The 22,045-nt window shown below is 34.1% G+C and carries 15 protein-coding genes; 10 read left to right on the top strand and 5 right to left on the bottom strand.

Annotation, left to right across the window (positions count from 1 at the left end):
* Positions 1–258: 258 nt before the first annotated feature.
* Complete coding sequence (locus tag OGZ34_RS02020) at positions 259–813, bottom strand: hypothetical protein (RefSeq protein ID WP_263361977.1); 555 nt, start codon at positions 811–813, stop codon at positions 259–261.
* A gap of 162 nt (positions 814–975) precedes the next feature.
* Positions 976–2,250, bottom strand: coding sequence for a PQQ-dependent sugar dehydrogenase (locus tag OGZ34_RS02015; RefSeq protein ID WP_263361976.1), 1,275 nt, complete (start codon positions 2,248–2,250; stop codon positions 976–978).
* A 185-nt stretch (positions 2,251–2,435) separates the two neighbouring features.
* Here OGZ34_RS02015 and hpt point away from each other — a divergent pair, with 185 nt between their 5' ends.
* From hpt to OGZ34_RS01990, 5 genes are all read left to right on the top strand, one after another.
* On the top strand, positions 2,436–2,966 hold the full coding sequence (gene hpt, locus OGZ34_RS02010; RefSeq protein ID WP_173967214.1) for a hypoxanthine phosphoribosyltransferase: 531 nt from the start codon (positions 2,436–2,438) through the stop codon (positions 2,964–2,966).
* A gap of 74 nt (positions 2,967–3,040) precedes the next feature.
* The gene (locus tag OGZ34_RS02005; protein ID WP_173967215.1) at positions 3,041–3,613 is read left to right on the top strand and encodes an adenylate kinase; all 573 of its coding nucleotides are present in this window, start codon (positions 3,041–3,043) and stop codon (positions 3,611–3,613) included.
* 213 nt (positions 3,614–3,826) lie between these two features.
* On the top strand, positions 3,827–5,101 hold the full coding sequence (locus OGZ34_RS02000) for a hemolysin family protein (protein WP_173967216.1): 1,275 nt from the start codon (positions 3,827–3,829) through the stop codon (positions 5,099–5,101).
* 143 nt (positions 5,102–5,244) lie between these two features.
* Complete coding sequence (gene obgE, locus OGZ34_RS01995; RefSeq protein WP_173967217.1) at positions 5,245–6,246, top strand: GTPase ObgE; 1,002 nt, start codon at positions 5,245–5,247, stop codon at positions 6,244–6,246.
* Positions 6,247–6,421: 175 nt separating this feature from the next.
* Complete coding sequence (locus tag OGZ34_RS01990; protein WP_173967218.1) at positions 6,422–8,566, top strand: S46 family peptidase; 2,145 nt, start codon at positions 6,422–6,424, stop codon at positions 8,564–8,566.
* 171 nt (positions 8,567–8,737) lie between these two features.
* On the opposite strand, the gene OGZ34_RS01985 is transcribed toward OGZ34_RS01990, so the two are convergent.
* On the bottom strand, positions 8,738–15,064 hold the full coding sequence (locus OGZ34_RS01985; RefSeq protein ID WP_263361975.1) for an alpha-2-macroglobulin family protein: 6,327 nt from the start codon (positions 15,062–15,064) through the stop codon (positions 8,738–8,740).
* Between the two features lie 212 nt (positions 15,065–15,276).
* On the opposite strand from OGZ34_RS01985, the gene OGZ34_RS01980 reads away from it, so the two are divergent.
* The gene (locus tag OGZ34_RS01980; protein ID WP_263361974.1) at positions 15,277–16,632 is read left to right on the top strand and encodes a UDP-N-acetylmuramate--L-alanine ligase; all 1,356 of its coding nucleotides are present in this window, start codon (positions 15,277–15,279) and stop codon (positions 16,630–16,632) included.
* Between the two features lie 76 nt (positions 16,633–16,708).
* On the opposite strand, the gene OGZ34_RS01975 is transcribed toward OGZ34_RS01980, so the two are convergent.
* Entirely contained in the window at positions 16,709–17,338 is a 630-nt protein-coding gene (locus tag OGZ34_RS01975) for a DUF1287 domain-containing protein (protein ID WP_263361973.1), read from the bottom strand.
* Positions 17,339–17,466: 128 nt separating this feature from the next.
* Between OGZ34_RS01975 and radC the strand changes: the two genes are divergently transcribed.
* The 3 genes from radC to OGZ34_RS01960 are packed head-to-tail and all read left to right on the top strand — an operon-like array spanning position 17,467 to position 19,643.
* Positions 17,467–18,204 (top strand): RadC family protein, encoded by a 738-nt coding sequence (gene radC, locus OGZ34_RS01970; RefSeq protein ID WP_173967222.1) that lies wholly within the window; start codon positions 17,467–17,469, stop codon positions 18,202–18,204.
* 3 nt (positions 18,205–18,207) lie between these two features.
* A complete protein-coding gene (locus tag OGZ34_RS01965; RefSeq protein ID WP_263361972.1) occupies positions 18,208–18,894 on the top strand; it encodes a YjjG family noncanonical pyrimidine nucleotidase in 687 nt (228 codons plus the stop codon).
* 2 nt (positions 18,895–18,896) lie between these two features.
* On the top strand, positions 18,897–19,643 hold the full coding sequence (locus OGZ34_RS01960; protein ID WP_173967224.1) for a hypothetical protein: 747 nt from the start codon (positions 18,897–18,899) through the stop codon (positions 19,641–19,643).
* A 14-nt stretch (positions 19,644–19,657) separates the two neighbouring features.
* Here OGZ34_RS01960 and OGZ34_RS01955 read toward each other — a convergent pair whose 3' ends face one another.
* A complete protein-coding gene (locus tag OGZ34_RS01955) occupies positions 19,658–20,935 on the bottom strand; it encodes a replication-associated recombination protein A (protein ID WP_263361971.1) in 1,278 nt (425 codons plus the stop codon).
* A 218-nt stretch (positions 20,936–21,153) separates the two neighbouring features.
* On the opposite strand from OGZ34_RS01955, the gene OGZ34_RS01950 reads away from it, so the two are divergent.
* A complete protein-coding gene (locus OGZ34_RS01950; protein WP_173967226.1) occupies positions 21,154–21,918 on the top strand; it encodes a rhomboid family intramembrane serine protease in 765 nt (254 codons plus the stop codon).
* Positions 21,919–22,045 lie beyond the last annotated feature (127 nt).

Here is a 22,045-nt window from a genome sequence, read left to right as displayed (position 1 = left end):
AGATACTTTTTAATCTTTTTTTTGCCATGAATTTCACGAATTTCATGAGATATAGAATGAGAATATTTTTTTGCCACTAATTCCCCGAATTTCCCCGAATCAAAAGTTTTCAGAAGGAGTGCGAAAAAATCGGGGAAATTCGGGGAATTAGTGGTATATAAAAAACTTTTAATCTGTGGCGAAAAAAATAAACGAAAAGCATGCAATCCCAATAATTTTAAGGATTCTCAAAGTTGCAATTGAAATTCTATGACAAGATTATTTTTCTATTTTCTTCAAAACCTCTTTGGCAACGGCTTTGTAGGCTGCCGAATGATCACCATAATCTTTATTCAGAATAATTTGCAGCTCAGGATGTATCCAGTCGTAATGATTGCCTAGAACATACAAAGTTCTGATCGAATAGGCTTTTGTAGCCACTTTTACATCATTGATGAGCCAGTCAAATGAAGCTTCTATACAATCTTGCAGATTCGTTTCAGAAAGTGAAATGCCGTTTTCTGTTTTTTTATAATGCTCTTTTACAAGTAACTGAATCACCTTTGCAATAGGACGAATAGCACTTTCGTCTTTTAAAATCTTAAGATTGGAACAGAAAAAATCAAGATGAGGCTGCAGCCAGATCAATTCTTCGTAAGAAACAAATTCCAGAATCCAACAGGCTTTGTGATTGTTTTTGTCTGACGGAGAAAAACAAATCGTAACAAGTTCTTTAAATAACGAGTGGTTTTCTAAAACCTCTTTAGCAACATTAAGACGATTTTCTCTATAAGCTTTTACGTAATCTAATTTTGTTTGTAATTCAGAAGACATCTTGATGGGTTTAATACAGGTCTAAAATAAGTAATTTAATGTAAAAGTTTTGTAATAATTTATAGGAAGCCCTAAAGAGAATGGCGAGACAAAGAGAATTTCCAGACGATAACCAGTCTGGAAATAGAGTTGCATTATTTAGGGAAACCTTAAATTTTGAATTTATTTTTTATAGCTAACTTTCCAAATCGTATTTCCACTGTCATCATTGACCAAAAGAGATCCGTCTTGCATTACTGTTACAGCAACCGGGCGGCCATAAACTTCTGCTTTGTAAGCATTCGCGACAAAACCGGTTAAAAAATCTTCGGGTTTTCCTGAAGGCTTTCCATTGGAAAAAGGAACAAATGCAACTTTATATCCGGAAATTTTGGCACGATTCCATGACCCGTGCTGTCCCACAAAAGCTCCGTTTTTGTATTTTTCAGGAAAAGTACTTTTAGTATAAAAAGCCAATCCTAAAGAAGCAGTATGAGCACCAACAGGAACATCGGGTACAATAGCTTTAGCAACCAAATCTTTGCGTTCTCCTTTCATTCGAGGATCAGGAATGTTTCCATAGTAGGAGTAAGGCCAGCCATAAAAACCACCTCTTTTTACAGAGGTGATGTAATCAGGAACTAAGTCGTCGCCCAATTCGTCACGTTCATTAACTGCTGTCCAAAGTTCTTTGTTTACAGGATTCCAATCCATTCCAACAGGGTTTCTGATTCCCGATGCGTAAATCTTCTCACCAGTTCCGTCAGGATTAATTTCTAAAATGGCGGCACGACGCACTTCTTTATCCATTCCGTTTTCACCTACGTTACTTCCGGAACCAACCGATACATAGATTTTTGTTTCTTCAGGATTTGAAATAATATTTCGGGTCCAGTGATTGTTATAACCTCCAGCCGGAAGTTCAAGGATTTTTGTCCCTGGGGTTTCTAATTTTAAAGGATTGTTTTTATAAGGATAACGGTATAGGCCATCTGTGTTGGCAACATAAAAAAAGTCTTTGAGAATTAACATTCCAAAGGGTCTGTTGAGGTCTTTTAGAAAAACTTCCCGAGTCTCGAATTTTCCGTCTTTATCTTTATCCCGAAGAATTATAATTTGATTTTTGCTCGTTCTGGTTCCGCTCTCGACTACAAAAATATCATTGTTTGGAGCGATATAAGTCCAGCGAGGATTTTCAAAACCGTCGGCAAACTTTGTAACCGTAAAGCCTTCCGGTGCTTTTGGTGTTCGTCCTTCGGGCCATTTAAGTACTTTACTGCTGTTTGTTTTTGATTCGGTTGCATAGGGCGGTGGTAAAACGAGATCCCCAATAGCGGTTTTTACAATAGTTGGAGGCTGTGAGGATAAAGCATCTTTCTCTTCTTTTTTTACCTGCCCGTTGCAGGCTGTTAAGGAGGTTAACAGTAAAAGCGAAAGGAATTGCGTGGTAATTTTCATGGTGGTTTGGGGTTAAGGTTTTAAAATCCAGTAATTTAATAAAATAAGGTCTTTTTTTAAGAAAAGATTTCTAAATATTAAGTGATATTTAACATTCTTAAAAAAATATGTGTGCAGTATATTTTGATACTTACAGTTTGGTTGTAATTCTGTATCTTTGCGCATTATTTTAAATGTAAAAAATAATGATACAACTTCACGATAAACAATTTGTTCCGTTTATTTCGGCCAAAGAAATTGATTTTGCTTTAACTAAAATAGTGGCACAGGTAGAAGATGATTTTGGAGACGATACCCCAATTTTTATTGGTGTTTTAAATGGAGCATTTATGGTCGTTGCCGATTTTCTAAAAAAATATAAAAGTCTTTGCGAGGTTTCATTTATCAAAATGGCATCTTACGAAGGAATTGAAAGTACCAATACGGTAAAAGAATTAATTGGTATCAATCAGGATTTGTCGGGTAGAACCGTTATTCTTATTGAAGATATTATTGATACTGGAAATACAATCGAGGAATTAAAACAACTGTTTAAACAGCAAAATGTAAAGCATTTTAAAATTGCGACTTTGTTTTTCAAACCGGAAGCTTATAAAAAAGACATCAAAATAGATTATATCGGAATCAGAATTCCAAATAAATTCATTGTAGGTTACGGATTGGACTACGATGGTTTAGGAAGAAATTTGCCTGAGGTTTATAAATTGGCAGAATAAATTTAAACACACACAACTATATATTCATTTAAAACTTCTTATTAAAAATAGAAGTCACAACACTCACTCATATTATGATTAACATTGTTTTATTTGGAAAGCCGGGAGCAGGAAAAGGAACTCAGGCAGAATTTTTAAAAGAAAAGTACAAATTAACGCACCTTTCAACAGGAGATATTTTTCGTTTTAATTTAAAAAATGATACAGATTTAGGTAAAAAAGCGAGGGTTTTTATGGATAATGGAGAATTAGTTCCTTGCGAAGTTACTACTGCAATGTTAATTGATGAGGTAAAAAAACATCCTGATACAGCGGGATTTTTGTTCGATGGTTATCCTAGAACTTTAGAACAGGCAGAAGCTTTGGATAAATTTTTACCAACAATTGGATCAAGTGTTACAGCAACTATTGCATTAGAAGCAGATGATGAAATTCTGGTAGCCCGTTTATTAGAAAGAGGAAAAACAAGTGGAAGAGTTGATGATCAGGACGAAGAGAAAATTCGTGTAAGATACCAGGAGTATAATGAAAAAACAGCTCCACTAATTGGATATTATAAAGAACAAAATAAGTTTCATGCCGTAAATGGTATTGGAACTATCGAAGAAATTACAGAGCGATTAACGTCAGTTATAGATAATTTGTAGAAGCTTTTTCCAGCTGCCGTTTCATCCCGATTGCTATCGGGATTTCAAAAGAACTATTTTTCTTATCATAGAACAAGCTTCCAAGGGTTGCTGTTTTCTGGCAAGAAAAATTAGTTTTTTTTAAGACAAGGCTCTTTTGAGAGGTCTGAGACGCAATATTTAAGATTACAGATTATGTTGATGAGGACGATTATATAACGAATAAACCAAAAATTGGAAATACTAATAATATTTTTTCTAATACTATTGAATGGTGTTTTCTCCATGTCAGAAATTGCATTGATTTCGGCCCGGAAAAACAGACTTGAAACTGCCGCAAAAAAAGGAAATAATAGTGCTAAGATAGCACTCGATTTGGCCAATTCTCCGAATAAGTTTTTATCAACCGTGCAAATCGGAATCACTTTAATCGGTATTTTGACCGGTATTTATAGTGGCGATAAAATAACAATGGATGTTGAGGTTTTTGTTAGCGGATTTGAGTTTTTAAAACCCTATGCGCATTCAGTTGCAGTGGGAATTGTTGTCGTAGTTTTGACATTTTTCTCTTTGGTTTTAGGAGAATTATTACCAAAGCGAATTGGTTTAAATTATCCGGAGGCGATTGCAAAAATGGTAGCGCTGCCAATGAAGACCATTTCGATAATTACGGCACCATTTATTTGGCTGCTTACTTCTTCGACTGATTTTTTATTGAATGTTTTTCAAATTAAGCCAACCGCTGACGGTAAGGTAACGGAAGAAGAGATTAAAGCCATTATCAAAGAAGGAACTGAGGGTGGAGAAGTGCAGGAAATTGAACAGGACATTGTAGAACGTGTTTTTCATATTGGGGATCGAAAAGTAAACTCATTGATGACACACCGTAAGTCGGTAGATATGCTGCCTTTCAATGCAGATAAAACAAAGATCAAGGAATTGGTTTTGCAGGATTTGCATACCGTTTATCCGGTCTATAGAGACAACTACGATGATATCGTGGGGGTTGTAAGTCTAAAGAATATATTTGCAAATATCGAAAGTGAACATTTTGAGTTGGCGGGAATTATGATAGATGCACCTTATTTAATGGAACAGACAACAGCATACAAAGCGTTGGAGAATTTCAAAAAAACGGGAATTCATTATGCTTTAGTTTCTGATGAATATGGTGTTTTTCAAGGGATTATTACTTTGAATGACATTTTGGAAGCTTTAGTAGGAGATGCATCTGATTTTTATAAAGATGAATTCCAATTAATTGAAAGAGAAGACGGTTCATGGTTGGTTGACGGACATTATTCGTTACATGACTTCTTAACCTATTTTGAGTTAGACGAATTAACAAACGATTACGAAGTAAATACGGTAAGCGGAATGATTATGACAGAGCTTTCGCATATTCCAAAAGAAGGAGAAAAATTAATCTGGCAAAAATTTGTGCTGGAAGTAATCGATATGGATGGCGTAAAGATTGATAAAGTGCTGGTAAAAGCGCTTAAAGAATAAATAAAATAGTTTTCAGTCTCAGTTTTCAGTCTCAGTTTGGTACTGGAAAATGCGACTGCAACGGAAAGATAAATAAAATAGAATTTAGAAATAGAAGCTAGAGAAATCTAAAATCTAAAATCTAAAATCTGAAATTCAGAAAAATGACAGAAGGAAATTTTGTAGATTATGTTAAGATTTATGTTTCGTCCGGTAAGGGAGGAAAAGGATCTACGCATTTACATAGAGAGAAATTTATTGAAAAAGGAGGCCCGGACGGAGGAGATGGTGGTCGCGGAGGGCATGTGTATTTAGTGGGAAATAAAGGACTTTGGACGTTATTTCATCTAAAGTTTGCACGACATATTAAAGCAGGTCACGGTGGAGACGGTGGAGGAGATCGCAGTACTGGTGCTGATGGAGATGATAAATTTATTGAAGTGCCTTTAGGAACCGTTGTAAAAGACAAAGAAACCGGAGAAACTTTATTCGAAATTACCGAAGACGGTGAAAAGAGAATTCTATCAAAAGGAGGAAAAGGAGGTTTAGGAAACTGGCACTTTAGAAGTTCAACCAATCAGACACCGCGTTATGCCCAGCCAGGTTTGCCGGGTGTAGAGATGGATGTAATTTTGGAGCTTAAAGTATTGGCAGATGTTGGTTTAGTAGGTTTTCCAAATGCCGGAAAATCGACTTTACTGTCTGTTTTGACTTCAGCGAAACCAAAAATTGCCGACTATCCTTTTACAACCTTAAAACCAAACTTAGGAATCGTTGCATACAGAGATTATCAATCGTTTGTAATTGCAGACATTCCCGGAATTATTGAAGGTGCTGCTGAAGGAAAAGGATTAGGTCATTACTTTTTGCGTCATATCGAGCGTAACTCAACATTATTGTTTTTAGTTCCGGTTGATACACCGGATATTAAAGCAGAGTACGATATTTTGGTAAACGAATTAACCAAGTACAATCCTGAAATGTTAGACAAAGAACGTCTTTTAGTAATCTCGAAATGTGATATGCTGGATGACGAACTTAAAGCCGAATTGAAAACGGAATTAGATGTCGCTTTCAAGGATATTCCATACATGTTTATCTCATCTGTGGCCCAACAAGGGTTAACGGATTTAAAAGATAAGCTTTGGAAGATGCTTAATGACTAAAAAAAATACAATTTGTAAAAAAGGTGTTCTGAAAAACAGAGCACCTTTTTTGTTTTATTTAATGTTAAATTCGTAATGAAATGCTAAAAATTTGCTGAGATATTTAATTTCAGGATGGACTGCAATAATATAATTATGAAAATGAGTTATATTCGCGTCACTTAAACAAAATAACATGAAAAAAATAGTTTTATTCTTGACCATGTGTCTGATGGCTTTTCCTGTAAGGGCTGACGAAGGAATGTGGTTTTTGATGTTTATCGAAAGATTGAACCATAGAGATATGGAAAAAATGGGCTTGCAATTGACAGCCGAAGAAATTTACAGTATCAACAATCATAGTTTAAAAGATGCTATTGTACAATTTAACGGAGGTTGTACTGCAGAAATCGTTTCTAAAGAGGGATTGGTTTTAACAAATCACCACTGTGGTTACAATGCAATTGCAGAACTTTCTTCAGCAGAACAAAATTATTTGAAAGACGGTTTTTGGGCAAAACAAAGAAGTGCCGAAATGAAACCGAAATCACTATACGTGCGTTTCTTTGTACGTATGGACGATGTTTCTAAAAGAATTTTATCAAAAGTAAACGATAAAATGACTGAGACTGAAAGAAACAAAGCGATTCAGCAAGAAATTGCTTTGATCGAAAAGGAAAACAACGAAGGCGGAAAATATACCGTTTCAGTTCGTCCTTTCTTTCAGGGAAATGAATATTACTATTTCGTTTACCAGGATTATACAGACGTTCGTTTAGTAGGAACGCCACCTGAAAGTGTTGGTAAATTTGGTGGAGATACTGACAACTGGGAATGGCCTCGTCAAACAGGAGATTTCTCTATGTTCAGAGTTTATGCAGATAAAGACGGAAATCCGGCAGCTTACTCTAAAGATAATGTGCCTTTGAAACCTAAACATTACTTACCTGTAAGTATTAAAGGGGTTAAAGAAAATGATTTTGCAATGATTTTAGGATATCCTGGAAGAACAAACCGTTGGATGCCAGCTGGAGGAATTGAGCAAAATGTTAAGTTTGCTTACCCTGCATGGGTTGAAGGTGCTAAAACCGGAATGGATCAAATGAAAAAGTATATGGACAAAGATGCAACAGTTCGTTTGCAATATGCGTCTAAATATGCTTCTACAGCAAACTACTGGAAAAACCGTCAGGGTATGATCGATGCTTTAACAAAAGCGGGGACAGCAGAGATTAAAGCGGCACAGGAAGATAAATTCTATGAGTGGGCTACTAAACCGGCTAACAAAGAAAAGTACGAGAATGTAATTCCAACGATTAATGATTATTACAGAGCTACGAATCTAAAAGCAATCCACGATAATTACTTAACACAGCTTTTGCGTACCTCAAATTATGCTGGTGGGCCGGCTAATTTAGGAAATGCACTGATCGCCTACTACAACGAAAACGACGCTAAAAAAGCAGAAATGTTGCCAAAGATCAACGCATTAATCGAAAGTATTTATGGTGAATTTTATGCACCTCTTGAAAAAGATGTCTTAACGGCACAGTTGAATTTATATGCTTCCAAAGCTGCTGAATATGGTTTAGCGACACAGATTGCTAAAATGAAGTCAGAAAACAATGGTGATTTTACTGCTGATGTAGCAAAAGCAACTGAAATTAGTTATTTTACTTCTAAAGAAAAAGTATTGGCATTTATGGCTAATCCTAAACCATTAGCGATTGTACACGATCCTTTGTATATTATTTCTAACGACTTAATGACAAAATTCCGTTCTAAAACAGACGATCAGTTGAAAGCCGATGATGGTTTTGCAAGCGCATACCGCAAATTGGTGGAAGGTTTAAGAGAATCTAAATTGAATGCAATTCAATATCCGGATGCTAACTCTACGTTGAGATTAACTTACGGAAAAGTAAGAGCGTTACCTGCTGATCCACGTAACGATGCTAAAATAAATAATTATACTACCATGGAAAGTATGGTGAAAAAGTATAAAGCAGGAGATCAGGAATTTGATTTGCCAAAACGTTTATTAGAATTAAACAAAGCAAAAGACTTTGGGCAGTATGCTGATAAAGCAGGTTATATGCCGGTAAACTTCTTAACAGATAACGATATTACAGGTGGAAACTCAGGTTCTCCGGTATTAAACGGAAAAGGAGAATTAATTGGAGTTGCTTTTGACGGAAACATCGAAGCCATGGCTGGAGATGTTATTTTTGATTCTAAATTACAAAGAACAATTAACGTAGATATTCGTTACGTACTTTGGATTATTGACAAATACGCCGGAGCTAAAAACATTATCGACGAAATGACGATTATTAAATAATTCTGGTTTCTAAATAAAAATCAAAACCGACAGATTTCAAGAATCTGTCGGTTTTTTTGTGCTTTTTTTCGCCACGAATTCACGGATTAATTAAATAAAATTCGTGGCGGAAATTCTTTGCAACATTCTTTTGAAATTTGGGATTTTATTTTTTGGAATTTATTCAGGTTGTTAATTCACTTTTACTCTAATTCCTTTAGTATGACTTGTAAATTCTGGGGCATACATACTTTGAATTGTTGTAATCCCATTAGAGAATTCTCCGCTGTTGTTTACTCTTATATCATATTCTATAACATAAGTTCCTTTATTGATTCGGTCAAAGAAAAAGTGAGTTGCTGCATCCTTTGTACTCATATAGTAACCCAAACGATCTTTATACTGATATTGAGAAAGCACAGTTACGGGTTCAAAACAAGAAGCTCTCATGTCTTTTAAATGAATATATTCTGTGTCTTCTTTTGACGTAATGATTAATCGAACCGTAACTAAATCTCCGATTTTTAAAGAGTTTTTAGAAGTGATCTTCTCTAATTGATCTCCTTTTAATGTACTTTTCTTTAGATATAATTCCTTTGAAACCGATAGAACTGATCCTGAATTGGTTTTAATTTTATCCAAGTCTTCAAAGTACTGCCAGTAAGCTCCGCCAAATGCAGGGACTTTTGATTTGTTTTGAATAGTGATTGAAGCCATATCTTTTTTAACTTCATCGGCATTCCAGTTTAGTTTGATATAACCGGTTTCAGCTTCTTTTTCATTTTCAGCCAATTTTTTAGTTAGAATTTTTTGGTCTCCTAATTTTATAACAGTATTGTCTTTTACAGTAAGCCAGTCTGTACCTTGCATTAATAAAGCATAAACAGCTTCGGTAGTAGATTTAGTCGTTGGCCAATTTTTGGTTTGTTTATTTTTTAATAGCCATACTTTCATTGCATCTACTGATTTGGTGTCCTGATTTACTTCGGCGAAAGCCTCAATTAATAGAGATTGAGTTTCAATAGGTGCCTGATACCAATTCCAACCTGCTTTATTGGCAATCCAGTACATTCCCCAATCTTCGTTGTTTGAAGATGTTTCTTTAAGACTTTCTACGATTTTTTTAGCGGTTTCTTTTTCTCCAAAACGATTCAGAGTTAATGCAGCCAGTCCTTTTTCATAAATAGAATAGTTTAGCCAATCTTTTTTAGCTGCTTCCAAATAAAGTTTGGTGGCTTTCTTTAAAGTGTCTGAAAGCGGATATTTCTCTAGATAAAAACTTCTGGTATATAAATAATGAAGATCAGAATATGGGTTGATCCAAATTAGCTTTTCCGCAGGTTTTAAATCTTTGGTTCTGTTTTTATAGTATTCTAAAAATTTATTGTCTAAAAACGGAATCCCCGTTTTTGCAATTTGGTCTATCTTATCGTCATCACTGGTTTTAGTCAACTTTGATAAATGACCTAAACCAGCCAGAATATGTCTGGTAATGTATTCGCTTTCATCGCTTCCTTCAAACCATGAAAATCCTCCGGATGCTTTTTGTTTTTGTTTTAATTTTTCGAAAGTGACCTCTTGAGAAGTTTTCATTTTCTCCAGATCAAACAAAAGTGCAAGATTCTTTTTCTTTTCATCTTCGCTTTGCGCATCATTTAGCCACGGAGTTTCAGCAAGAATAATCGATTTTAATTCTTCATTTTCTTCTAGTTTAGACGTTAGTTGTCCATTTTTTCTCCAATTTTCAAAAACAGTTGCAATCTTCGGATTATTTGAAATAATCTCCGAAGCCAAAGCATTGGCATAAAAACGGGCAAAAGTTTGTTCCGCACATTCATGCTCGTACTCCATTAAATAAGGCAAAGACTGAATGGCTATCCAAGATGGATTCGAAGTATATTCGAATGTAAATTGGTGATTCTTTAAAGTTGTTGAATTGTTGTTTTTTAGGTTGTTAAACGTATATTCTTTTGTAGAGTTTTCACGAACCCAGATAGGAATACTTTCTGTAACAAGCATATTGTTTGTCAAAACCGGAAGCATGTTTTCTTCTCCATCAGAAAAATTACCTGATTTAGCCAGAATTTTATATTGAACGCCTTGCAAACCTTCTGGAACAGAAATCGTCCAGGTTGCGGTTGTATTTCCAAAAGCAGCGACATTAAAATTTCTAACATTTTTCGCGTTAAGCATTTTGGCGTCGATGGGCTGCATGGTTACAGCATCAAAAAATTGTAAACTGGCGATTCCGGTTTTTGCTTCGGCAGTAACATTCGAAATTTTAGCACTAATTACTATAGTATCTTTTTCTCTAAGGTAGCGAGGGAAATTCGGCAGAACCATTAATTCCTTTTGAGTAATGACGCTTTTCTCTAAATAACCGGAAACAGCATCTTTATTGTGAGCCAATAAACGAAGTTTCCAAGAAGTTAAAGCTTCCGGAGATGTAAAGTTGAAACTTACTTTTCCGGTAGAATCTGTTTTTAAATTAGGTAAAAAGAAAGCGGTTTCAGAAAGATTTTTTCTAGTTTTTACTTGTGTTAAGGCTTCTAAGGCTTTTTTGGTGGTAATGATTATGGCTCCGTTTACGCCTTTTCTTCCGTAAAGCGCAGTTGCTATGTCGGCTTTTAATGTGTTAATTGAAATTATTTCTGAGGAGCTCAGATTTTTTACAGTTTCTTCGTTAGAAATTTCCCCATCAACTACATATAGTGTAGATTCACCCATAACCAAAGATGTCAACCCTTTTATTGTTTTTTTTCCAGTAATAAATTTAGTTTTATTGGTTTGAGAATATTCTGGTTTTATAAATTTTACTTGGTCAATTTTAACCGATTGTTCTAAAAGAATAGCAACGGGAGCTCCCGCTCCTACAGGTTCATCAATGGTTAAAACAGCATCAGGATCTCCCTTAATCGTTTCGGACCCTATTTTTTTGTCTTTAATCTCTACTCCGGTTATATGGAGCGAATCTCCGTATCGACTATTATTGAAGCCAAAACCAAACCAGTTTAATTGTGTGTCTTCCTGAAAGTATTTATGCCTATGTAATACTCTATTCATGTTTTTTAAATAAGAATGCATTTTTTCGAAACCTAAACCTGATTTTATGTTTGATGTATTGTATCGGTAATTATTTAAATTTAAAATATTCCAGTCTCTTTTAGTAAATTGATCTAGTGAACTATCATACATTGAGGCTAGTACTTCGGCCTCAGTTTTTGTGTTAATTGATTTTAATTGAAACGACCACGTTTCATTACTTCCCGGTTCAATTTTATTTCTAAAACTTTCTATTAGCAATTCTAGTTTAGATTCTTCTGTTTTTAAAGGTATTTCCAGCTCATCATTAAAAATTTCGTTCTCAAAAATGCTTTGAAAACTTAAGCGAATCGATTTTTCGAATTCTTTCTTTAAAGGAACTTTGATCGTTAGTTCATTATTTTCTATATGATATGTGTTTTCGAAATAGTTTAGATTACCATAATTTCCGCTTGTAATAATATATAAATCGGGAATTACAGAAGAGAGCTTAATTTCGACAAAGCCATCTTTTTTAGGATCAGCGTTAATTTGTTCTGCAGTAAATAATTTACTTGGATTAAATTTGTCTTTGCTTTGCTTGACTTCAAAAGTAGAAACCGATTCTATCGGATTATTAAAGGTGTCTTTTGCAGAGAAAACAATTTTGTAATTCCCTGATTTGTAATTTGAAATAAAATCAAGAGTTATTTTTTTGTCTTTCTCTGTATCTACTTTTTTTGAAAACAATAAAGTTTCGTTTGTTTTATCTGTTTTAGTCTCGCGAATTTCATATGGAAATAGTTTTTCAAAATCAGATTCTGAAATGGTTTCTATTTCTGGTTTGAACCAGATTTGTTCCTTGAATTTAGTAGACAATGGACTTAGAAAGTATAATTTAAAGTCTCCTTTTGCTGCTAAAAATTCTCCGTTTAAATTAGTGCTCGTAAGTGTAACTTCATTTTTGTTTTTTGTTTCAATTTGACTTGGAATGTTCGCATTAATAATCAAGTCATGAAACCCTACTTTAATGATTGTTTCAGAAGTATGAGTTTCGCCATTAACATCAGTAACATCAGCAATAATTCTATAATTGAAAATAGGCAATTGTTCTTTTATCGCATTTTGTGAAGGTTTTGCAATAAAATCAATCACGAATTTTCCTGAAGCATCTGTTTTAGTTTCGCCGGTTGCTATGGTTTCATTTTGTTCTTGTCCATAATAATTTCTATAATAATTTGTAAATCTATTTACTTTATAAGTAACTTTTGAGTCAGAAATATTGCTTCCGGAAAATGCTTTTGCGGTTCCCTTTACTTTTATAGATTGATTGACCTGATAGTTTTCTTTTTTAGGGTCAAAATCTACTTTAAACTTTGGACGTTTGTATTCTTCGACTTTAAAATTAGTTTGTGAGCTTTCAAGTATTACGCTATCCCAAAAGGTTAAATTTGGTCTGTTCTTTAAATCAATATCTTCCTTTGTAGCCTCATCAGGTTTAACTGCATAAATATTGAAATTACCTGTCAAACTGTTTTTAGGTAGTATGAATTCTCCTGAAAATGAACCAAATTCGTTAGTAATAATTTCAAATTCTTTAAAGATTTGATAATTTGTATCCTTCACTAAAATTTTAAAAGTAGTATTTGAGACAGTGCTTGTTTTGCTTTTTTTCTTTTGAATTGCGATTCCTTTATAATAAACGGTTTGTCCCGGACGATAAATAGCTCGGTCCAGGTAAAATTGTACTTTGCCATTAAAGGTATTATCTTCTTTTTGTGTGTATTGTATTGTATGTCGAATATAGTTTTCCTCAATTGTAATGGTGTCATTTTGTAATGAAAATTCAATATGATTTTCATTTTCATCATCTTTATCTTCATCATAATTAATATTTGTCTCTGTGTAAGAAGCCAATCCGTTTAGATCTGTTTTAAGATTGTAACGAGATGTTTTGATTATTACATTTTCAAGAGGTTTTCCGGTTTTTCTATTCAGAACCTGAAAGTTTTTCTTATTATCTTCCTGAGATGCGAGAATACTTAAATTAGAAATTGTAATAGTTTGAAATGCATAAGTTTTTTCATCCAGGGTATTTAAATCACTTTCAAAATAAACTAAATAACTGCCTGTTTCCAGATTTGGTAAAAGGACTTCTGTTGTGTATTGAAAATAATCTTTTTTATTTTGAAGCTGATATTCTCTAAACGCAATTTTGTTTTTGTTCTTTATAATTATTTCACTGATACTATCCTGGTTGTATTGAGATTCGGCTGTTAATTCTTTTATCTTTTTCTGATCTATTTTATAAAAAGAGATATTTAAACGATCTATGTTTTTGTAAGTAATTGATGCTCTTGTGTTCTCATTGTTGTAACTGTATTTTTGAAGTTCAACGCTTAGTGATTTTGAGGTAATGTTTCGCTTTTCGTCCAAAGCAGATAGCGCCGTATTAGTTTCACTATTTAGTTTTATAATGCTATCATATATTTTTACAGCTTCAATATTATAATTAGGATGTAATTCTTTTGATGCTTGGTCAGCTAGAATTTCAGCTTTTTTTAATAAAATTTTTTGTGTAAGAATTATGTCATTGGATTCTTTCTCAAGTTTATCTAAAACTTTTTTGAGGTCATCTTTAGATTGTGGCAGGAAATCACTGCAGTAAATAATTCGGTCAAATTGATTTTCTAAAGATGGGTTACTTAATTCCAGTTTTTGATGCAGTTCCAAAATCTTTTTAAGATTTTCTTCTGTTATTATATTTAAATTAAACTTTAAAAAATCTGCGGAATTTCCTAAAAGCTCATTTTTATGGTTTTCAATTTCACTGCTTTCAACTTGCCATGGATGAGATTTGTTACTAAAAAAATAGATGTTTTCTTTCAGGAGATAATCATACAAGTTTTCAGTTTTTAATTTTTCGATCGTTAAAAATTCAAAAATTGCCTGATATTTTATTAAAGGAGTTGCCTTTAAAACACTTTTATTTTCTAATGTTTTTTCCAGAATGGTTATGATTTCTTTTTCGGCTGTCAATTTATCAGACTGAAGATTGTAGTCTTCAATTGAAGGAATCACAACACTATCAGCTACAGCATACGCTTCTTCTTCGATAATAGCTGCAGTCTTATCAACAGTAAAAGCTACATATTCTTCATCTGAATATTCATTTAGACATTTCGCATAAACCAAGTTTAAAATTGCCTTTGAAGGGATAGAGACACGATTAATATCCGTTTTAAGATTAATTAAAATTTTCTTTTTAGCATTTTCGTCAACTATCTGCAAATATTTCGATTGATAAAAGAAACATTTTATCATTTGTACTTCATCTTTCTGCGCAACCGCTTTTTTATAGATCTGATTTACAACTTTAGAGGCAGATTTGATTTTACCATTATTTTCGTAAGATGAAACTTTTATCCATTTTTTGTCATTTTGCTGTGCAAATAATGCGGTTGAAAGTAGTAAGAAAACAAATAGTATATTTTTCATAAGTTAGTTTTAATAAAGAGAGTGTTGTTTTTCATTAAAGGTTGGGAGAGTACTCTAATAAATTTTGTACAAATTACTAATTTATCCTTAAAAGCAAATGAGACATTTTATAATTCCTTATTTTTGAAAAATAATTAACCGATTTAAGCGTTGAATTCTATTTTCGTTTTATCGAATAAACAGTTCAACAAACAAACGATTTAACGTATTCAATGAAAACACATTTCATCGCCATAGGCGGAAGCGCCATGCACAATTTAGCACTTGCATTGCACAATATAGGATATCAGGTTACAGGAAGTGATGATGCTATTTTTGAACCTTCAAAATCAAGATTGGAAAAAAAGGGAATCTTACCGGTTGAACTGGGTTGGTTTCCTGAAAAAGTCACTGCTGATATTGATGCCATAATCCTCGGAATGCATGCGAAAGCGGATAATCCGGAGTTGCTAAAAGCGCAGGAATTAGGTTTGAAAATTTATTCTTATCCGGAATTTTTGTACGAGCAGTCTAAGAATAAAACCCGAGTGGTAATTGGAGGCTCTCATGGAAAAACTACAATAACTTCGATGATTTTGCACGTAATGCATTATCATAATATTGAAGTCGATTATATGGTTGGAGCACAGTTGGAAGGTTTTGACACTATGGTGCATCTTACTGAAGAGAATGATTTTATGGTTTTGGAAGGGGATGAGTATTTATCTTCTCCAATAGACAGACGTCCAAAATTTCATTTGTATCAACCTAATATTGCTTTGATCTCAGGAATTGCATGGGATCATATCAATGTGTTTCCAACGTATGAGAATTATGTTGAGCAATTTGAAATTTTTATTGGGAAAATTACAAATGGAGGTATTTTGGTGTACAACGAAAATGATCCGGAAGTAAAACGTGTTGCGGAAGCCGCTACAAACCCGATTCGAAAATTAGCCTATTCTACACCAAAGTATACAGTAAGTGATGGAGTAACTTTATTAGAAACTCCCGAAGGCGATATGCCAATTGAAGTTTTTGGAGCACATAATTTGAACAATCTGGCGGGAGCCAAATGGATTTGTCAGAACATGGGTGTTGATGAAGCTGATTTTTACGAAGCAATTGCCAGTTTTAAAGGAGCTTCAAAACGATTGGAGAAAATTGCTGAAGGAAAAGGAAAAGTAGCATACAAAGATTTTGCACACTCCCCAAGTAAGGTCGCTGCGACTACAAAAGCAGTAAAAGAGCAATATCCAAACAGAACTTTAGTAGCTTGTTTGGAATTGCATACCTATAGCAGTTTGAATGCAGAGTTTCTCAAAGAATACGAAGGAGCTCTTGAATATGCAGATGTAGCGGTAGTATTCTATTCGCCTGATGCCGTAAAAATTAAACAACTAGAAGAAGTAACTTACGAACAAATCGCAAATTCTTTCAATCGCGAAGATTTGATTATTTATACAAATCCTGCTGAGTTCAAAGAATATCTGTTCAATTTGAATCTTGAAAATTCGGCATTATTGCTAATGAGTTCTGGAAATTACGGAGGTTTGAATTTTGATGACGTAAAAGGGCTGATTAATTAGTCAATTTGAAAATTAGATAATATGCCAATTGCAATTTTGCAGTTGGCATTTTTTTTTTAGATTTTTTTGCGGATGTTTATTTCCAATAGCTATAATGTCCGGTAATTTTATACCGAAACAAACAGTCTTCAAGAACTTGCCCGTTACCAACATTGTGGACAATTAAGTTACGTTTTCCGTCTGCTGATTTTTTACCGGTAACAATTCCAATATGGTCTAGTTTGTTGTTAATTAGCCAGGTGACAATTTCACCTGCTTTATAATCATTTGCATCTTGAGTGACAGGAAGCTTTTTACCTTTTCGTTCAAAGAAAACTTCTAAATTTGGAACTCTTCGATGATCTATATTGGTGTCGGTTGAAGTCAGTCCCCACTTTTGTAAAGACGGATATGCTTCGAAATTTGTAACCATATCTTCATGTACTTCTTTTTGTAGATCAATATTTAATTTTCGATAAGAGCGAATTATAACATCTGTACAGACTCCTTTGTTCGAAGGAATATCTCCATTCGGGTATTTTATTGAAAAGTAGGTGGGGTCATAGTCTATTGAGGAATCAATAATTAATAATGCCGCATTGGATAATCTTTCAGAAAAAGTGTTTGAAGCTGCAGATGACAAACTTTCTGTCACAATGCTTTTTCGCTCTTTTTGGTTGCAGGCGAAGAGTAGGAAGAGGATAGGAAAAATACACATTATTTTCATGCATTTAAAATAAAACATTTTTGCGAGCTGTGAGCTTAATTGAAATAAATTAATTTGAGATTAATGCTGTTTCATATGAATGATTTTTCTTATTTTTTTATATATTAGCCATCTAAGAGTATTGTAAAATGAATGCAAGTGTGAAAGTTGTAAAAACAACAAGTGAGGCTCAAGATTTTGTAGCAACTTATTTTCCTATAACAGATTGGTCTGAAGAAGATCGTCCTCGCGAGAAATTGATACGTAAAGGTAAAGAAGCTTTGAGTGATGCCGAATTAATCGCACTGTTAATTCGCTCAGGTAGTCGAAATGAATCGGCAGTACATCTTAGTCGGAGAATTCTGGTGAGTGTTGATAGTCTCAATGCTTTAGGGAAACTATCGATTACGCAGTTGCTAAAATACAAAGGAATAGGAGAGGCTAAGGCCATTGCAATTATTGCAGCTCTAGAGCTAGGACGCAGACGAAGATCGGAGGATGCTGCCCAGTTTGCTAAAATCACTTCCAGTAAAATAGTCTTTGATATTATGCAACCCATAATTGGAGAGTTACCGCACGAAGAATTTTGGGTGCTTTTTCTGAATAATTCAAATAAAGTAATTTCTAAATCCCAGTTAAGTAAAGGTGGAATTACGGGAGCCATTGTCGATGTGCGTATTGTTTTTAAATTAGCACTTGAAATTGGTGCTACCGGATTGATTTTGTGTCACAATCATCCATCGGGAAATTTGGAGCCGAGTGATGCCGATAAAAAGATTACAAAAAAAATAAAATTAGCTGGCGAGAGCTTAGATGTTAAAGTTTTGGATCATTTGATTATTACTGAAACAAAATATTATAGTTTTGTAGATCAAGGAATTTTATAAATTATGAATACCACTATTACCGATGTCTTTTTTGATTTAGATCACACACTTTGGGATTTTGATAAAAACTCTGAAATGGCTTTTGATCGAATTTTTAAAAGTAAATATCCCGAGATTAAAACACAGGACTTTATTGAGAAATATGCTCCAATAAATCAAGCATGCTGGAAATTGTATCAAAACGATAAAATAACACATCTGGAGTTACGTTACAATAGATTGAAGTTTTCTTTTGATGCTTTGAATTATGTCATTTCAGATGAAAGCATCAATGAAATTGCCAATGATTATATCGAGTTTTTAACCGATAATAATCATCTTTTCGAAGGAGCAATTGAAGTTTTAGAATATCTGAAACCCAAATATAAACTGCACATCATAACCAACGGTTTTGCAAATGTTCAGGATAAGAAAATTAATAATGCTGCACTTTCAGGTTATTTTGAAACTATAACAAATTCTGAATTGGCGGGTGTGAAAAAACCAAATAGTATTATCTTTGATTATGCGATAAACATTGCAAAAGCTTCGAAAGAGAGTAGCATTATGATTGGTGATTGTCTTGATGCCGATGTCAATGGCGCATTAAATGCAGGTCTGGATGCTATTTTTTTTAATGAAAAAAGAATCGAAGCACCGCAAAATATCAAACAAGTGAACCATTTATTAGAACTTAAAAAATATTTATAATTATGAGAATAAAATTTTTGTTGCTTGCATTTCTTACATCAGTTATCGGATTTTCACAATCGGTTAATGATTATAAAGCTGTTATTGTGCCGCTAAAATATGATTTTCTTAAAACAGAAAACCAGTATAGAACGTCAACAATGACAAAGGCAAATTTAAACAAAGCCGGTTTTCAGGCTTTTTATGCTAATGAGGTGTTGCCGGAAGGCTTTGGTGATCGTTGTGATCTTTTATATGCCGATGTGAAGAAAGAAAGTGGGTTTTTAATCACTAAGCTTTTTGTGGAATTTAAAGATTGTTATGGTAAAGTAATTTTTACATCAGCAATAGGAAAAAGTAAAGAGAAAGAGTATGAAACGGCTTACAGAGAGTGTCTTGATCTTGCATTTGTTTCGATAAACGCTTTGCGTTATAAATATAGCGGTAAAAGTGCCAATACAGCAAAAACTTCGATTCCTGCTACTCCGCTAACGGCATCAGCTGTTGCAACGAAAGTTGTAGAAGTAGCTCCGGTAGCCGATATGAAAGATCCTAATTTGTTGTATGCTCAGCCAACAGAAAATGGTTATCAGTTAATTGATAAAACACCAAAAGTAGTTATGAAGTTGTTAAAAACATCACGTCCTGACTCATTTATAGCTATAAAAGATGGTGTTCAGGGATCTTTGAATGCAAAAGATAATCAATGGTTTTTTGAGTACTATAAAAATGATCAGTTAGTTTCTGAAAAAATTTCAGTAAAATTCTAAAATACGATACGGTTTTAATAGCCGTATTTATCTTTCCAGCGGTTCTTTAAAAATTCGCGGTTGCTATTCTCTCTTGAATTGTGCCCAGGATTGTAAAGAACCGTTTCTTTTATAGCATCAGGTAAAAATTCCTGCTCAGCAAAATTATTGGCATAATCGTGCGAATATTTATAATCATCGCCATAACCGAGCTCTTTCATAAGCTTGGTTGGTGCATTTCTTAAGTGAATAGGAACTGGTAAATCTCCAGTTTGTTTTACCAATTGCTGTGCATTGCCAATAGCCATGTACGAGGCATTACTTTTAGGAGAGGTCGCCAGATAAATAGCACATTGACTCAGTATAATTCTGCTTTCCGGATAGCCAATTGTCGTTACTGCCTGAAAGGTATTGTTAGCCATGATAAAGGCAGTCGGATTAGCATTTCCAATATCCTCACTGGAGAGAATAAGCATTCTTCGGGCAATAAATTTCACATCTTCACCACCTTCAATCATTCTGGCCAGCCAATAAACAGCCCCATTCGGATCACTGCCGCGAATAGATTTTATAAAGGCAGAAACAATATCATAATGCTGTTCTCCGCTTTTATCATATAAAACGGTATTTTGTTGAACCAATTCGAAAACACGATCGTTGGTAATAATTATTTCATCACCTGCCGATGCATTAATGACAAGTTCAAAAATATTGAGCAATTTTCGTCCATCTCCTCCAGAAAGTCGGAGCAAAGCCTCAGTTTCTTTTAAGGTAATGTTTTTAGAAGCTAAATAAATGTCTGTTTTTATAGCACGGTGCAGTAGAGCCTCTAGATCAGCTTTTGTAAACGCATTAAGTACGTAAACCTGGCAACGTGACAATAATGCAGGAATGACCTCAAAACTTGGGTTCTCTGTCGTCGCGCCAACAAGTGTAATCCAACCTTTTTCGACAGCAGCCAAAAGCGAATCTTGTTGTGACTTGCTGAAACGATGTATCTCGTCAATAAATAAAATAGGATTTTTAGCTGTAAACAGTCCACCGCTTTGTTTGGCTTTTTCGATTACATCACGAATGTCTTTTACACCTGAATTTATGGCACTCAGTATATAAAAAGGTCGTTTTGATTCTTGTGCAATGATTTGCGCCAAAGTAGTTTTTCCAGTTCCCGGTGGTCCCCAGAAAATTAATGACGGAATGATTCCTTTCGAAATTTGCTGCGTTAAGGATCCATTTGGTCCAACCAAGTGACTCTGACTGATATAATCTTCTAAATGTTGTGGGCGAATACGCTCGGCTAAAGGTGCTTCCATTTTGTAAAATTACTATTTTCAGTTTTAATTTTATAGTTTTTAGAAGCTATTCCTGCTGTCTGCTTTATCTTTTGCCTCCGCCGCGGCGGATACAAAAGGATGCCGCTCCCATCAGGGCTAAAAAGGCATTTGAGAATGTTATTGTCAACTGACAAATTATCAGTAAATTGTAATTGGATAGTTTTTTGATGTGATCATTTAAAATTAACTGATAAATTATGAACGACAACCACTTTAAATTTACGACTTCAGTTATAGGACTTCCGGTATTTTTTGTTCTTTTTTTGTGGATTGTTTACTGGGTTCAGATCCGTTTTGATTTTGACTTTTATCAGTATGGTATTTATCCTCGGGATTTTTTAGGTCTGCAAGGTGTCTTGTTCAGTCCTTTTATTCATGAGAATTTGAGTCATTTATACAACAATTCCATACCGCTTCTGGTATTATTAGCAGCACTACAATTTTTTTATCCAAAGCAATCCTTTGCGGTTATCGCTTATGGTATATTGTTTTCAGGATTCATAACTTGGATTATTGGTCGCGAAAACTTTCATATAGGTGCCAGCGGATTGATTTATGTTTTGGTAAGTTTTATTTTCTTTAAAGGGATACAAACAGGCTATTATCGGCTGGTTGCACTTTCACTATCGGTTATTTTGCTCTATGGCGGAATGATTTGGTACGTGTTTCCGGAGGTAGATAAAACCATTTCCTGGGAAGGACATTTGGCAGGTTTTATTACCGGATTTGCAATGTCTTTAATGTATAAAACTCCGGAGTACGCAAAGCCTATTGTCTATGAATGGCAGAAACCGGATTTTAATCCTGAAGAAGATCCTTTCATGAAGCATTTCGATGAAAATGGAAATTTCGTAAATACAGAGATTGTAGAGGACGAGCAGGAAGTATTAGTGACTTATTTTAATTCGGATGTTTCGGTTAACTATATTTTGACAAAGTCTGAGGTTGAGGAGGATAGGTAGTGTTGGGTGAAAATGTTTATTTTACCCGTAGCTTAAGTTTGTAATTAACAGTAATACAATTAAGCTACAGGTTTAAGAAAGAGTATTTAGGAGTATATTTTGAAGACATTAATTTGTCATCATAATT

The organism is Flavobacterium collinsii (assembly GCF_946903285.1).
In the GTDB taxonomy this organism is placed as follows: Bacteria; Bacteroidota; Bacteroidia; order Flavobacteriales; family Flavobacteriaceae; genus Flavobacterium; species Flavobacterium collinsii.
Note: the sequence above shows the minus strand (reverse complement) of the source record. Positions and strands in the feature narration are given on the sequence as shown.

Bases quoted from the DNA above. Each gene is read 5' to 3' on its own strand.
- OGZ34_RS02020 (WP_263361977.1), bottom strand. From the start codon at position 813: ATGTCTTCTGAATTACAAACAAAATTAGATTACGTAAAAGCTTATAGA.
- OGZ34_RS02015 (WP_263361976.1), bottom strand. From the start codon at position 2,250: ATGAAAATTACCACGCAATTCCTTTCGCTTTTACTGTTAACCTCCTTA.
- hpt (WP_173967214.1), top strand. From the start codon at position 2,436: ATGATACAACTTCACGATAAACAATTTGTTCCGTTTATTTCGGCCAAA.
- OGZ34_RS02005 (WP_173967215.1), top strand. From the start codon at position 3,041: ATGATTAACATTGTTTTATTTGGAAAGCCGGGAGCAGGAAAAGGAACT.
- obgE (WP_173967217.1), top strand. From the start codon at position 5,245: ATGACAGAAGGAAATTTTGTAGATTATGTTAAGATTTATGTTTCGTCC.
- OGZ34_RS01990 (WP_173967218.1), top strand. From the start codon at position 6,422: ATGAAAAAAATAGTTTTATTCTTGACCATGTGTCTGATGGCTTTTCCT.
- OGZ34_RS01985 (WP_263361975.1), bottom strand. From the start codon at position 15,064: ATGAAAAATATACTATTTGTTTTCTTACTACTTTCAACCGCATTATTT.
- OGZ34_RS01980 (WP_263361974.1), top strand. From the start codon at position 15,277: ATGAAAACACATTTCATCGCCATAGGCGGAAGCGCCATGCACAATTTA.
- OGZ34_RS01975 (WP_263361973.1), bottom strand. From the start codon at position 17,338: ATGAAAATAATGTGTATTTTTCCTATCCTCTTCCTACTCTTCGCCTGC.
- radC (WP_173967222.1), top strand. From the start codon at position 17,467: ATGAATGCAAGTGTGAAAGTTGTAAAAACAACAAGTGAGGCTCAAGAT.
- OGZ34_RS01965 (WP_263361972.1), top strand. From the start codon at position 18,208: ATGAATACCACTATTACCGATGTCTTTTTTGATTTAGATCACACACTT.
- OGZ34_RS01960 (WP_173967224.1), top strand. From the start codon at position 18,897: ATGAGAATAAAATTTTTGTTGCTTGCATTTCTTACATCAGTTATCGGA.
- OGZ34_RS01955 (WP_263361971.1), bottom strand. From the start codon at position 20,935: ATGGAAGCACCTTTAGCCGAGCGTATTCGCCCACAACATTTAGAAGAT.
- OGZ34_RS01950 (WP_173967226.1), top strand. From the start codon at position 21,154: ATGAACGACAACCACTTTAAATTTACGACTTCAGTTATAGGACTTCCG.